At 39.0% G+C, this 14,005-nt stretch carries 13 protein-coding genes; 12 read left to right on the top strand and 1 reads right to left on the bottom strand.

Going from position 1 to position 14,005, the window contains the following annotated elements:
- Positions 1–14: 14 nt before the first annotated feature.
- From ACAW87_RS11140 to ACAW87_RS11085, 12 genes are all read left to right on the top strand, one after another.
- A complete protein-coding gene (locus tag ACAW87_RS11140) occupies positions 15–905 on the top strand; it encodes a glycosyltransferase family protein (RefSeq protein WP_370723471.1) in 891 nt (296 codons plus the stop codon).
- Positions 906–975: 70 nt separating this feature from the next.
- Positions 976–2,250 carry a glycosyltransferase family 4 protein gene (locus ACAW87_RS11135; protein ID WP_370723470.1) on the top strand — a complete coding sequence of 425 codons (1,275 nt, stop codon included), beginning with the start codon at positions 976–978 and terminating at the stop codon, positions 2,248–2,250.
- A gap of 3 nt (positions 2,251–2,253) precedes the next feature.
- Positions 2,254–3,801, top strand: coding sequence for an MATE family efflux transporter (locus ACAW87_RS11130; protein ID WP_370723922.1), 1,548 nt, complete (start codon positions 2,254–2,256; stop codon positions 3,799–3,801).
- 29 nt (positions 3,802–3,830) lie between these two features.
- Positions 3,831–5,495, top strand: a complete 1,665-nt coding sequence (locus tag ACAW87_RS11125) for a hypothetical protein (RefSeq protein WP_370723469.1) — start codon at positions 3,831–3,833, stop codon at positions 5,493–5,495.
- Positions 5,496–5,513: 18 nt separating this feature from the next.
- Positions 5,514–6,554 carry a CgeB family protein gene (locus ACAW87_RS11120; protein WP_370723468.1) on the top strand — a complete coding sequence of 347 codons (1,041 nt, stop codon included), beginning with the start codon at positions 5,514–5,516 and terminating at the stop codon, positions 6,552–6,554.
- 134 nt (positions 6,555–6,688) lie between these two features.
- Positions 6,689–7,828 carry a glycosyltransferase gene (locus tag ACAW87_RS11115; protein WP_370723467.1) on the top strand — a complete coding sequence of 380 codons (1,140 nt, stop codon included), beginning with the start codon at positions 6,689–6,691 and terminating at the stop codon, positions 7,826–7,828.
- 49 nt (positions 7,829–7,877) lie between these two features.
- Positions 7,878–9,017, top strand: coding sequence for an XrtY-associated glycosyltransferase XYAG1 (locus ACAW87_RS11110; protein WP_370723466.1), 1,140 nt, complete (start codon positions 7,878–7,880; stop codon positions 9,015–9,017).
- A gap of 40 nt (positions 9,018–9,057) precedes the next feature.
- Complete coding sequence (locus ACAW87_RS11105; protein WP_370723465.1) at positions 9,058–9,642, top strand: DapH/DapD/GlmU-related protein; 585 nt, start codon at positions 9,058–9,060, stop codon at positions 9,640–9,642.
- 96 nt (positions 9,643–9,738) lie between these two features.
- Positions 9,739–10,563: a glycosyltransferase family 2 protein gene (locus ACAW87_RS11100; RefSeq protein ID WP_370723464.1), complete on the top strand. Its 825-nt coding sequence runs from the start codon at positions 9,739–9,741 to the stop codon at positions 10,561–10,563.
- A gap of 37 nt (positions 10,564–10,600) precedes the next feature.
- A complete protein-coding gene (locus ACAW87_RS11095) occupies positions 10,601–11,011 on the top strand; it encodes a VanZ family protein (protein WP_370723463.1) in 411 nt (136 codons plus the stop codon).
- A 6-nt stretch (positions 11,012–11,017) separates the two neighbouring features.
- Positions 11,018–12,310, top strand: a complete 1,293-nt coding sequence (locus ACAW87_RS11090; RefSeq protein WP_370723462.1) for a WcaI family glycosyltransferase — start codon at positions 11,018–11,020, stop codon at positions 12,308–12,310.
- A 420-nt stretch (positions 12,311–12,730) separates the two neighbouring features.
- Positions 12,731–13,213, top strand: coding sequence for a laminin B domain-containing protein (locus tag ACAW87_RS11085; protein ID WP_370723461.1), 483 nt, complete (start codon positions 12,731–12,733; stop codon positions 13,211–13,213).
- A 25-nt stretch (positions 13,214–13,238) separates the two neighbouring features.
- On the opposite strand, the gene ACAW87_RS11080 is transcribed toward ACAW87_RS11085, so the two are convergent.
- Positions 13,239–14,003, bottom strand: coding sequence for a tyrosine-protein phosphatase (locus ACAW87_RS11080; protein ID WP_370723460.1), 765 nt, complete (start codon positions 14,001–14,003; stop codon positions 13,239–13,241).
- Positions 14,004–14,005: the final 2 nt, after the last annotated feature.

Here is a 14,005-nt window from a genome sequence, read left to right as displayed (position 1 = left end):
AAATTAAAGACTTCATGCAAATTGCTGCCCACGTTTTGGCATACAACGTAAACAGATTCATTGAGCCGGTGATAAGAAACTTAAGCCCTCACGTGGATAAAGTTTATATAGCTCATTCAGATAAACCTTGGGGATATGTTGAATCGTCTAGATTAAATGCAGTTAATCCTACAACCCTTTCAAGTCTTAAAGACATTGCATTAAAAAATTCAAAGGTTGAGATAATTTGTGGTGATTGGGTAACCGAGGAGGATATGCGAAACGATTGCCTTTCTAGAGCAAGAAATGAAGGCTTTGACTGGTTAATTGTGCAAGACGCTGATGAGTTTTATACAGATCAAGCTTGGAATAATATAAAAAAAACCTTACTGAGTAATAAAAGTGACAATAGTTTAAAGACAACTTGGTATAACTTCTGGAAATCGTCTGATTTTGTTTTAGTATATCCAAATGACAGTATCAAGCATACTAATGCTAGCTTTGCTATACGTTGCTCGTCGGACGAACATTTCATGAGAAAAAGACTACCCTTTGGTGATACTAAAGTAATTGACTGTGCATGTTACCACTATGGTTATGTGATGTCAGATGAGGAAATGTTTGATAAAATTTCTACTTGGGGGCATGCAAATGAGTTGTTTTCAAACAAATGGTATGTTCACAAATGGTTAAATTGGAGCGAAAAAACGAAAAATTTACATCCAATACTTCCAGCCTCATGGCAGAAAGCTATACGTTTCCCGTTGGAACAACCTGAGTTTGCTTTGCAATTTTCTGTGCCACTAACAAACGATAAAATACTGAATTTTGGAAACTTGATTGGTAATGAGTACTACGATGCAAAGGTAAATTTAAATAGTGTAAAAAATTACACAAAAAATGTCGTAAAATCAATTTTAAAATGACGTATTAATTTTGCTTGAAATTAAAAATAAATTAATGATGTGTTGTCTAAAAAGTTAATTATTAGTTGATATGAAAGCCGCTTTCTTTTTTGATTCGAGAGTATTAGGTAGAGATTGGGATATAGCTATATCTAAACAAGCTTTATCAGGAACTGATTCTATACTATTGCAGGTTTTTGATGAACTAAGCTCAGATAGTGAAGTAATACTTCTATCAACCAATGCGCCCAATTTAGTAGATAGAAAAGTTCATAACCTTGCTATTGTAGATAATTTAACTAATGCGTATGAATATTGTCTAAATAAAAAAATAAGCTTTTTGATATTTGGAGCAAAAGAAGGTAAAGAGCAGGAATTGTTTTTAACATACGCATCCGATAAAGAGACTCAATTAATATCTTGGGCTCAAAATACTCCTAGTTTTAACTGGTGTACAAACGCGTACAAATGCAAATCATTCTATCGTTTAGTAGCAGTATCAAATATTCAGCGAAGTTCATTGGTACATCATATTATATATGATAAAACTATCGTCATACCTAACTTTGTAGATGAAAGTTTAATTAAAAGTTCTGATAAAACTATTAGCATAGATAATCAAATTATCACATATGTTGGTGCGCTAAAAGATAGTAAAGGATTCCATCACTTAGCAAAAGTTTGGCCTAAAATTCATAGAAGATTTCCCAAAGCTTGTTTAGATGTATGCGGATCTCCAGGCTTGTATAAAAGTGACAGCATGTTAGGCACGGAAGGAATTGCAGAGGAAGGATATGAGAACAAAATATTGTCTTTTTTAGGAGGTACGAAAGTATCAGCCCAAGAATTTGGTGTACACTTTCTCGGTAGCGTTCCTAAAGAAATTTTATACAATAAGATGGCACTAAGTACAATTGTGGTAGTTAATCTTAATACATACAAAGACGGATCAGTCGAAACATTTTGTGTATCGGCAGCTGAGGCTATGGCACTAGAAGTTCCAGTAATAGGAGGGGCCGCAGGTGGCTTGTTAGAAATAGTGGGACACCAGATGGGAGGTATATTAGTTGATAACAGTACCAAATTAGAGCAAGCGATTATAAAATTGTTGAATGACAGAAATTATGCAAACAAACTCTCAAAAATTGGGAATAGTCGAGTTCGAAAATTTTACACAAAAGATAATTCAATAAAAAGGTGGAAAGCATTGTTGAGTAATGAGATAATATCAAATAATACTATGACTGACGTAAATATTTATGATATGAAATATTACAAGAAATATGCTGCAAAATTACTTCTTCCATCTTCTATGTTAAAATGGTTGAGAGAAAAAAGGCGTGATTTTATTTATAGAAAAATGTAAACTATGAAATCTAATTTATTGCAAAGAGTGATCTCTGGATCTGCGGCTGGCTGGCTTCAAATAATAATCAATCTTGTAGCTCAACTGTTAATTACACCCATATTTTTGGGACATTGGAATATAGAAGAATATGGTGTATGGCTAACTTTTTCTTCAATAAGTAGTTTTTTGCAAATATTAGATATAGGACACCAAAACTACGTAGGAAATAGATTCCTAATTCTAGGGAGAGACAATAAAGAAGATATCGAAAAAACTTTATCTTCTGCCTTACCTATATCTTTTCTGAACATAATAATTCAAACTCTTTTAACTCTGGTACTAATCAATACTAGCTGGTTTCATGATGTAACAGTTGGGAATGAAAAGCTGGCTAATCAATTAAAATTTCTTCTACTAGGACAAGTTGTTATATGGTCACTAACTGGTTCATTTGGAGGCCTTCTAACTAGAAGCTTAAGTCCTTTTGGTTACTATAGTAGATTTGCATGGTGGCAAACCTTAACCCAAAGTGTTGTTACACTTTTTCCGTTGTTGACCGTTATAAGAGGAGGTAGTGTACTTGAGGCAGGATCACTAATGTTTGCTGGTAATTTAACAGTTAATTTAGCTATTTTTTATGATGTTAAGCGTATTTTTAAAATCGAAAGTATATTACTACACAGACCATTAGTTAAAACTGGATTATTAAATTATAAAAAATCGTTATTACTCACTTTTAAAGCAGTACTGGAAATGTTTAGACAGCAAGGTATCAGAATGATTCTGTCGCCTATCAGTGGTGTTTCAGGAATGACTGCTTTTGCTACAATGAGGACCGGTGCTAATGTAGCAATGCAAGGATTAGGTACTATTACTAATCCTATTTTGCCAGAATTAGCTCGATTTCTTCGTGAAAGGGATCAGCAAAAAAGTGAATCTGCATTTTCCACTATCTGGGTAGTTCTAATTTTATTGATGGCACCAGCAGTAGTATTACTTCAGGCATTTATATCTCCTTTGTTTCTAATCTGGACAAATGGTCAAGTGGCATTTAATCCTCTGTTGTTTTCAGCTCTATCTATGACAGTTTTGTTATACGCACTTTCGCAACCAGCAATTGCTGTTATAAATTCTAATAATTTATTAAAACCACAGCTTATTGTTTCATTTTCAGCAATGGTGGTTGTGATTATTGGAATGTTCACGTTGGTTCCTTTGATTGGAATAGTTGGGGCCGGATTTTCCTTGTTGCTAGCTGAATTTGTTGCTGCATTATATTATCAATATTTTGCCAAAGCATGGTTAAATAGAAATGGACTATCGTGGCCGAGTATGAGTTATTTTATGGCAATTGTTTCTGTACTTCTGTCATCTTTATTTATGTTAATTTTGGTTTTTAAACCCACACATACTTGGATAATACTTATTAGTTATTTACCGTTTTTATTGATGAATGTTTGGTTTTATCTCAAATCATTACCTTTAGATGTAATTAACAAGATTAAAATCGAGACCACAGGATTTTCGATGAAATTCAGAAATAAATTCATTGTAAAAAGCATTTCATGATTCTCGAATTATTTTTCAAAAATAGACTTATGAAAACTTTATCACATACCGAAATCTTTGTGAATAATATTAAAACGAGTAAACTAGAAAAACAAATGCCGTTTAGTTTACTTAATAAAATTGTGACTTGGTCCTTTTTTATACTTGGTATTTTTTCTATTTTGCAAATTCTGATTTTTCCTTCTTTAAACACTGTTGTTGCTGTTACAGTAGTTGTATTATCACATTTAATTCTTAATACATTTGTATTGAAATCAAACGTATTGCGGTTAAATCCTATATCTTCATTTGTTATAATTGGTTTTTTTGTGACGCAATTATTTTTTCCTCTTGTTTTTTCATTAATAGAATATAAACCAATTACATTTAATTTATTATTGCCAAATGAAGTTTTTGTTCATTCAATACTTATACTATCCACTATTATTTTATCTCATATTATTTACAGAAATGGCTTTAGTAAGTTTTCGATACCAATTCGATTTTTTTTAAAGCGGAAGCATTTCTATTCACCGCCTACGGACTCTCAGTTATGGGTGATGGGATGGATAGGGCTAATTGGTATGTTTTATATCCATTTCTTTACAGATGTTAATGACGAAATGACATCAAATATTTGGTTGAAGTTTATTCAGGGTTTGATCCCGTTTACCTATGCTCCTTACTTTATATTAGTAGGAAATTTATATGGTCGAAAGAACACTAAAATGGAAGGAATATTGTATAAAATATTGACATTTACACTAGTATTGTTTATTGTAAGCATTGGGAGTAATATTCGTTCAGCATTTATGCTAGGATTTACATCTGTTGGATTTTCAATGTTCTTAGGCATGATGTTAGGTGTATTAAGACCTAAAGTGATTACTCCCAGAAATGTATTTTTAGGGGTTTTTGCTTTGTGGTTTTTTACTGGTCCGGTTGCTGATTTGGGTAAAGCTATGGTTGTTGCTAGGGCCAGTAAAAGTTCATTTACATCTAAGTTCGATTTTGTTTATTACACTTACGATATATATGTACGTGATAACTTATACCCAGAAAAATCAAGTAATGTAATAAGTTCGAAGTTTGAATGGGATGAGTATTATATGGATAATATTTTTTTGGCAAAATTTTGTAATTTAAAGTTTAATGATTCAAGTTTACTAGATGCAGAAACTTTGAGTACAGATAATTCCGTAATATATAACTATACTATTGATAGGGCTTTAGCTATTCTTCCAAGTCCTCTTCTCCAAATATTGAGTGTAGACATAGATAAGTCAGCACTTAATATTGGATCGTTTGGGGATTTTATGTATTTTAAATCTGGCAGGGGTAACAGTAACTCAATTGGAGGCAAAAGAACTGGGCATTTAGCTGGTAGCAGTATGGCTGCTTTTGGCTGGTGGTATCTCTTTATATTACTTATTGGCATGATACCTGTATATATACTCCTTGACACATTCATTACTTACCCTAAGCATTATATTTCCCCGGATAAATATATAATTAGCAAGCTTCCTCAGTTTAGCTTATGTATTCTTATAGTAATTACTTCAGTATTTCAATTTCTTCCTGGCGAGAGCATAACACTAATATCGAATTTTTTATTTAGAGGTTGGATACAAACTATTTTTCTTTATTTTGTCATGTATAATGTCTCTTTATTTTTGGTTAGGTTTTTTCCTAAAACTGGTCATATTTCTACGTAATATTTGGTTTACTTTGTCATGAAAAACATCATATATATAGGTAATTCTAATCCCAAGACAAGCTCTTACCAGCGAGCTAAAGCTCTTGAACGACTAGGAAATAATGTCATAATTAAAGATCCTTATGTTATTGTTGAAAAAAAAATGAAGCTTGCATTGTCTAATAAGTTTCATTACTTATCTGGCTACCGTTTTCTACAATCTATTTTAATTGATTGGATTAGAGAAATTAATTTTACTGAAATAAAACCCGATATAGTTTGGGTCAATAGTGGAGAGTTATTAGGGTCTAAATGTATTGCCATACTAAAAATGAACCATTGTCCAGTTATTTTATACAATAATGATGATCCCACTGGTGGTAGAGATGGTGGGCGATTTGGCTCACTATTGAGTGCAATTAAGCTCTATGATCTTTGTGTTGTTATGAGAGAAGTGAACATAAATGAGTTTAAAGCTCTAGGGGCCAAAAACGTATTAAAAGTAACTATGTCATGCGATGAGGTTGCTAATCATCCCTTTGACAAAGCTGAAGATATTCCAAAAAAATTTCATTCTGATGTTGCCTTTATTGGTACTTGGATGCGGCATGAGAATAGAGATGAGTTTTTGCTTGACTTGATTAATCGAGGTGTTCCGCTAAGCATCTGGGGAGATCGGTGGTACAAATCTCCTTTGTGGAACGCGATTAAACCGTTTCACAGAGGTAGTGCTTTAAGTGGTAAGGACTACGTTGCTGCTATTCAAGGTGCAAAAATCTGCCTAGGCTTATTATCTAAAGGTAATAGAGATTTACACACTATGCGTTCTTTCGAGATACCATATATAGGTGGTTTATTGTGTGCTGAACGTACAGTTGAACACGAAAAATTTTATCTCGAGGGGCACGAAGCTGTTTTTTGGAATGACTCTTCAGAGTGCGCCGATGTGTGTTTAAAGCTTCTTAAAGATGACAAACTGCGTAATGATATACGTGAAGCTGGGTTTCGCCGCGTACGCGAGTTAGGTGTTCTTAATGAACCTATATGTCAAAAAATCATTGCCAACTGCTTAGCATAGAATTTACTTATGACATCAGTCTAAGTTTTATTTTCCTCGTTTAATTGCCTTGTTATAAATACCTGCACGATTTCTGATTTGACTTATATAAGAATGATATTATGAATATTATTTTACTATCACATCCTTCTTTTATGAATTCGCTTAGCATGCCCAGATACGTAGTAATGCTATCAAATAAATTAAAGGAACGTGGTTTTAATGTAGAGATTTGGTCTCCTGAAGCTAAGTTTTATAATATATTTAAACATCACTGGTTAAAGAAGTGGATGGGATATATAGATCAATATATTGTTTTTCCTAGTCAAATAAGAAAAAGAGCAAATAGCGTATCAAGTCAATCAATATTTGTATTTACAGATCATGCGCAGGGCCCGTGGGTTACTTTGCTAAATGAGTATCCTCATGTTATTCATTGTCATGATTTTTTGGCCCAGCAATCAGCACTTGGAGAGGTTCTAGAAAATCCTACTAGTTTATCAGGGAGACTATATCAGGCTTACATTAGACGCGGATTTAGGAGAGGTAAAAATTTTATATCTGTTTCAGCAAAAACAAGATCTGATCTACATAGATTCCTGAATTTTACTCCTGATATTTCTGAAATAGTTTATAATAGTGTAAACACTGTATTTGAGCAAAGAGATATTTTATTGTCAAGAGAGACTCTTAGTGTTAAGTTTGATATAGATTTTAGAAAAGGCTATATTTTACATGTAGGTGGAAATCAATGGTATAAAAATAGAAGAGGGGTAATTGAAATCTATAGTTTTTGGAGGGAAAAATATCAAAACGCTCTTCCACTAATTATGATTGGTCAAAAGCCTAATAACGATTTACTGCTTGTTGTTCAGAACTCTGTTTATAAGAAAGATATTTATTTTTTGACCAATCTTGATGACGATCATGTAGTTGATGCATATGCTGGTGCTTCTGTTTTTCTATTTCCCTCACTTGCCGAAGGATTTGGGTGGCCTATCGCCGAAGCAATGACAACAGGTTGCCCTGTGATAACTACAAATGAAGCTCCTATGACTGAAGTTGCTGGTAATGCTGCTTTGCTTATACCTAAGCGACCACATCAAGAAGATCAACTTATGTCTTGGTTATCTATCACATCTGGCGTTCTTAATGATTCTGTCAGTTTTACTTCTGAACAGCGAAAGAAAATAGTTGAGGCTGGAATTGAAAATGCACGTAGATTTAGTTCAGTTGAGAGTATAAGTGAGCTGGTTTCTATATATACTAAAATTTATGCTACTCAATCCAATTAATTGATTGAAGATATTTTGTCATAAAGTTATTTAAGCAATACCCCGTAACATGAAAATACTCCACGTTGTACCATCATACAAACCGGCTTACATTTACGGTGGTCCTATTGAGTCGGTTGCTAGCCTATGCGAAGCATTAATCAGTTCGAATAATGAAGTGTCCGTTTTTACGACGACAGCTAATGGCGACGTAGAGCTTGATGTGAGAGTAGGCGAGCCACTTTTGGTGGATGGAGTGAGCGTTACTTATTTTAACCGCATAACTAAAGGTAATACGCATGTATCGCCCAGTTTGTGGTTGAGCTTATTTAAGGAATGTGACAAATACGACGTTATCCATATTCATTCCTGGTGGAATCCCCTCGTGGTGATCTCGGCAGCTATATGCCATATGAAAAAGGCCAAGGTTGTTATATCTCCCCGAGGTATGCTCAGTCAATATATCATGACTAAAACGCACGGCACTTTAAAAAAAGCTATTCATAAATACATTGGTCGCTCAGCGTTACAGAAATCTCTTTTCCATGCAACAGCTGAGGGAGAATACATCGAATGCCAGAACTTAATTCAGGATTGGCAAGGATTCTTACTGCCTAATCTTATAAAACTTCCCGAGTTAACTCCGCCCAGATCAGGTAATGAAATATTTACTTTGGTTTTCCTATCAAGAATTCATCCAAAGAAAGGGCTTGAACTTTTGTTTGAAGCGATTTCTCTCCTTAAGATTTCTATTAGATTGCGTATTGCCGGTTCAGGCGAAGAAAGCTACATTCAAGATTTAAAGAAAATAGCTTCTTCATTACATATTGACTCATCAATTGAGTGGCTGGGCTGGATGGATAAGACGCAGAAGTTTGTCGAACTGGCTAATGCTGATTTATTTGTACTCACCTCTTTTAATGAGAATTTTGCTAACGTAGTCATCGAGTCATTATATGTTGGAACGCCTGTATTACTTTCTGAAAATATTGGGTTAGCAGGCTTCGTCAATAAAACAGATTTAGGATGGGTGTCTGAATTGAATGTTAATTCCATAGTCAAAACTCTCGAAACAGCAGTCCTTGATGTCGCAAAAAGAGATTTGATTAATAAAACTGGTAAATCAAAAATTACTGAATGCTTTTCAGAAAAGATAATCGCTACTGCTTATCTGGAAGAATATAGTCGGTTTGTCGGTATTAATAACTGATAGGTGTAATTTTTAATCGCTCATTCGTAGACTGATGTTTATGTCATCATCTCATAACAAGGATACGTACAATGGTCCTTCCTTTCCTTTAAAGAATAGGATAGCTCGTGTCATCTGGAATATTTCGTACGTGTTACTTTTCAAGATCACACCTAATCCTTTCCATCGTTGGCGGTCGTTCCTGTTAAGGTGTTTTGGGGCTACAATTGGACGGAATGTCCATGTTTATCCTGGCGTTAAGATTTGGGCACCCTGGAATCTTGACCTCGGCGACGAATGTGGTATCGCCAATGGTGTCGAGCTGTATTCACAGGGGAAAGTCAAGGTTGGTAAGCGAGCCATTATCTCACAGGGTACATATATCTGTACTGGTACCCATGATTACACATTACAGGGCCATCCACTGATCACATTCCCCATTGAAATTGGTGATTATGCCTGGGTAGCCGCAGAAGCATTTGTCCATCCGGGCGTCACGATTGGTGAAGGTTGTGTGGTGGGGGCGCGATCTGTTGTGACAAAAGATATGCCTGCCTGGATGGTGTGTGCTGGGCATCCCTGTAAGCCGCTTAAAAAGAGAGAATTTCAACCCGAAGCCTCAATTGAGGCAGTTGCTGTCGACTAACGCTTTTGCGGCAATTATGTCATCTGGTCAGTTCCGGTCACTGGGCCGAAGATCCAACGTGGTATTCATAGTTAATCCTTAGAACATTTAGTCATTATGGTATCAGTGCTTATTCTAACGAAAAATGAGGAACAGGATTTGCCTGGTTGCCTCTCATCAGTTGCCTGGGCAGATGATATACATGTATTTGATTCGTTCAGCGATGATAAAACGCTGGCTATCGCAAAAAATGCCGGTGCCATAGTCACTCAGCGGAAGTTCGATAATTGGTCCGCTCATCAGAATTGGGGAATGGCTAACATACCGTTTAAGCATGAGTGGGTACTGTATATCGATGCCGACGAACGAGTTTCACCCGAGTTGAAAAATGCGTTGCTTACACTTGAACCGGCAGATGCTACTATAGCTGCTTACGAAATTCAGCGGCGTGATTTTGCCTGGAACGGCAGGTGGTTAAAACACGCGCAAATGTCTCCGTACTACATGCGCTTGTTCCGCCCTGCCAAAATGCGCTATGAGCGGCTGGTAAACCCGGTCTCGATTCCGGATGGGGGCGTTTTGCGGTTATCAGGCTTTCTGGACCATTACCCATTCAGTAAAGGGTTTCGGTATTGGTGGCAACGTCACTTAGGGTATGCTGATCTGGAAGCTTCCATGCGCATGCAGGACATTGATAAAGGCACCGCCTTTTCCATGCAGAAAGCGATGTTCAGCAAAGATTTTAGCGAGCGGCGGTATCATCAGAAGGGGATTTTCTACAAAATGCCCGGACGTCCGCTAGTGAAATGGTTTTATCTGGCTATTTGGCGAAGAGGCTTTTTAGACGGTCATGCGGGCATGACTTATGCGCTGCTTCAGGCGGTATATGAATACTTCATTGTATTGAAAACGGAAGAGTTAGCGGCTGCCAATACTAAGTAGCGAGTTTCGCATTCTTTAACCTTCTATACTCAGCAATATGCGTTACCTCCCAATTCTTCTTATTCTGAGTGTTGGGGTTATTGGTGTCTGTTATCTCAGCTGGTTGCCTACGCCCAATCTGGGTGTTTATGGTATTCTACCCCGCTGGCTTACCCGATGGACAGATAGTACGGCAAATATGAATGTCAGAACAGCCGTTCCCCTCGGAATACTTGGCTTTTTGAGTGGGCTGTGGTTGCTAATGAGTAAACGTACCTGTTCGAGTTGGCTGGCTGTATGGTTGGTACTCGTTGCTGTAGTCAGTATCGCCGAGATTGGCCAATTAATATTGCCTCATCGACATTTCGATTGGGGCGATATTTGTTGGGGAAGCGTAGGCGCCTGTATTGGTTTGGGTCTGCCTGGCCTGGTTTATTTGATTGAAAATAGGAGGGATATTTTTAAGTGATAGTATATGAGAATCTTGATCTACGGCATCAACTATTCACCGGAGTTAACAGGCATTGGTAAGTATACCGGTGAAATGGGCAGCTGGCTGGCTCAGCAGGTGCAGGAGGTCGATGTGATTACCACGATGCCCTATTATCCGGAATGGGCGGTTCATGACTCGCATAAAGGAAAGTGGTGGTTTACCGAGCAGATAGATGGTGCCAACGTACACCGTTGTCCATTCTACGTACCTGAGCATGTGACATCACCCAAGCGTATTCTGCACGAGTTCTCATTTGTACTCAGCAGCCTGTTCTACTGGTTGCCCATCTTTTTCGGGAAGCGCTACGATGTAGTGATCTGCCTGGCTCCTCCTTTTCATTTGGGGCTGCTTCCGGTTTTTTACAGCAAGTTGCGCCGGGTGCCGTTGTGGTGTCACATTCAGGATTTGCAGATCGACATGGCAAAAGATTTGGGGATGATCAAAAACGCCCGCTTTTTGAATCTCATGTTTAAAGTCGAGGCATTCATTCTGAAAAGTGCCACTGTAGTATCAACGATCAGCGAGGGAATGGTCCGGAAGGTGGAGCAAAAGAAAAGCCTTACCGCCGACTGTGTGCTGTTTCCCAATTGGGTAGATGGCGATTTTATAAAACCCTTGTCGCCGGCACAATCATTACGTCATGAGCTGGGCTTATCATTGTCAGATAAGATTGTTCTCTACTCAGGCAGTTTAGGCGAGAAGCAGGGATTGGAGATCATCATTGATGCCGCTAAATCCTTCTCGGCTCAGCCTGAGGTCAAATTCCTGATTTTCGGCTCGGGTGGAGGTAAGCGTAAATTGGAGGCACTGGTGGAAAACAGTGGCTTAACGAATGTACGATTCTATCCCCTGCAACCTTACAATAAGTTGGCCGCCCTGTTAGCTACGGCGGATATTCATCTGGTTCTTCAGAGAAAATCAGCTTCTGATCTGGTGCTTCCTTCCAAGCTGACCGGGATTCTGGCGGCGGGGGGCTGTGCGCTTGTTTCAGCAGTACCAGGCACTACGCTACACGACGTTGTTGGCAAGCACAAGATGGGCATTCTGATCGAACCGGAATCTGTTGAGTCGCTGGTAGCAGCCCTGTCGACCGCCTTTACGACTGACTTAACAACTTATCGGATCAACGCCCGGCAGTATGCGGAGACGTACCTGAATAAAGAGACGACACTGAGCCGGTTTTTGGGGCATTTGCAAAGACTGGTTAAACCGACTATTGTTTCTGACACGTTTCGCCCTGTAGCCCCGCCATCTGCCACCGGACAGGTACGTTAGGTTTTGGGGGCCAGTATAAATTGGGCTCAAGATCATGGAGGCTTAGCTGTTTGGTTGGCACTTTGTTGGTTGCTATTGTAGTTAACAGGAGTTCATTGCCATTTATGGAGTGCCACCATTGGTGTATTGCTTCGATACAAAGGATGGGGATTGGGGAGTACGTAGGTGGAAACACCCTTTGCTAGAAAATAGCAACGGTTAAGGTAGAAGTCACATATCGACAGTTACGTAGTTTTGGTTGTGGAACTTTGGTATGTATATGTTCATTTGAACAGGTACTATTAAGTTTTTATTCAACTCGTCAGTAATAAAATGCTTTATATCCGAACCACAATAGCTCGCTATGTCTTTAAGGCTTTCTGTGGAATCATACCGTTAGCATTTGTTGGATGTAAAGACCTTGTCTATCTGACGAATCCTATGCCGATCTTCGACAGATTTGATGCAGACAACCAGGGCTGGAAGGTGAGCCCTGACGCTGTTAGTTACTATAACGCTTCCGGAGGAAATCCCGGTGGGTTTGTAGCTGCTGTAGATAACGCTACGGAAGCTTGGTATTTCATCGCGCCAGAGCATATGCTCCTCGAAGCAAAGAGAGGGTATGGTAAGTCGCTCAGCTTTGACCTTAAACAGTCGGCTATAGATTCTCAGTTTAACGGGGATGATATCGTGTTAACAGATGGCATTATTACACTGGTTTACAACACTAGCTACAATCCGGCTACAACCTGGACATCTTATTTAGTAAAGCTGGATGAAGTCAGCGGTTGGAAAAAAGGGAGCCAAAAAGCATCAAAAGAAGATTTTCTGAAAGTACTCTCAAAAGTGAGTGGCCTTAAGATACGGGGTGAATATCGAGCTGGTCCGGATAGAGGCGGACTAGATAATGTTTCTATTAAATAAGGCTTAGCGGTGAACTGCCCTTTGCTTAATCCAGTAATGACGTATTCAGCAGGGGTTGTTCGCTGAGGAGTTGGAGGTCTGCCTGGTTGAGAAGGTTTTTCATGGTTTTCAGGTCATGGGAGCGGTGGAGGTCGCTGCCGATGAAGCTGACCCATTTGCGTTCCAGCAGGAAACGGGCCTGTCGTTCTACCTGCGAGCCGTAGCGGCCGCTGAGCGACATCCAGTTTAGCTGAAACAGACAGCCCGTTTCGCGGAGCTGGGCGAGTGCCTCCCGGTCGGTATGGTAGTATTTGTAGCGTTCGGGATGGGCCAACACAGGTACGTACCCCCGGGTTTGAATCCGAAACAGCATATCGGTCAACTGGTAGGGGGGAGCCGACCAGCCGGTTTCAACGAGCAGGTAGCGTTTTTCGCCGAAGGTGAGCAGTTCGCCCCGATTAAGCTGTTCGATGAAGAAATCGTCGAGCAGGTATTCGGCGGCGAGTTCCAGGGTGATGGGCAGTTGATGCTCGTCGATGAGCGCCTGTACACGGGCCAGTCCCTCCTGCATGATGGCGGGCGTGTTGGGGTACCAATCGCGGCTGACGTGGGGGGTCGTAATCACCTTCCGGATGCCCCATTCGGCAAATTGCTTCAGGCAGATCAGCGTTTCGTCGAGGCTTTTCACGCCATCGTCGATATCGGGAATCAGGTGCGAGTGCATATCGACCTGCCAGGGACATTCCACCGGCTGATCAGTCGAGCCGGAACGGGTTGGAAATAAACGGTGCCAAAGGCTGGTGATGCGCATTA

The sequence above is a fragment of the Fibrella aquatica genome (assembly GCF_041321135.1).
In the GTDB taxonomy this organism is placed as follows: Bacteria; Bacteroidota; Bacteroidia; order Cytophagales; family Spirosomataceae; genus Fibrella; species Fibrella aquatica.
Note: the sequence above shows the minus strand (reverse complement) of the source record. Positions and strands in the feature narration are given on the sequence as shown.

Coding starts and splice junctions, on each gene's coding strand:
- ACAW87_RS11140 (WP_370723471.1), top strand. CDS start 15: ATGCAAATTGCTGCCCACGTTTTGGCATACAACGTAAACAGATTCATT.
- ACAW87_RS11135 (WP_370723470.1), top strand. CDS start 976: ATGAAAGCCGCTTTCTTTTTTGATTCGAGAGTATTAGGTAGAGATTGG.
- ACAW87_RS11130 (WP_370723922.1), top strand. CDS start 2,254: ATGAAATCTAATTTATTGCAAAGAGTGATCTCTGGATCTGCGGCTGGC.
- ACAW87_RS11125 (WP_370723469.1), top strand. CDS start 3,831: ATGAAAACTTTATCACATACCGAAATCTTTGTGAATAATATTAAAACG.
- ACAW87_RS11120 (WP_370723468.1), top strand. CDS start 5,514: ATGAAAAACATCATATATATAGGTAATTCTAATCCCAAGACAAGCTCT.
- ACAW87_RS11115 (WP_370723467.1), top strand. CDS start 6,689: ATGAATTCGCTTAGCATGCCCAGATACGTAGTAATGCTATCAAATAAA.
- ACAW87_RS11110 (WP_370723466.1), top strand. CDS start 7,878: ATGAAAATACTCCACGTTGTACCATCATACAAACCGGCTTACATTTAC.
- ACAW87_RS11105 (WP_370723465.1), top strand. CDS start 9,058: ATGTCATCATCTCATAACAAGGATACGTACAATGGTCCTTCCTTTCCT.
- ACAW87_RS11100 (WP_370723464.1), top strand. CDS start 9,739: ATGGTATCAGTGCTTATTCTAACGAAAAATGAGGAACAGGATTTGCCT.
- ACAW87_RS11095 (WP_370723463.1), top strand. CDS start 10,601: ATGCGTTACCTCCCAATTCTTCTTATTCTGAGTGTTGGGGTTATTGGT.
- ACAW87_RS11090 (WP_370723462.1), top strand. CDS start 11,018: ATGAGAATCTTGATCTACGGCATCAACTATTCACCGGAGTTAACAGGC.
- ACAW87_RS11085 (WP_370723461.1), top strand. CDS start 12,731: ATGCCGATCTTCGACAGATTTGATGCAGACAACCAGGGCTGGAAGGTG.
- ACAW87_RS11080 (WP_370723460.1), bottom strand. CDS start 14,003: ATGCGCATCACCAGCCTTTGGCACCGTTTATTTCCAACCCGTTCCGGC.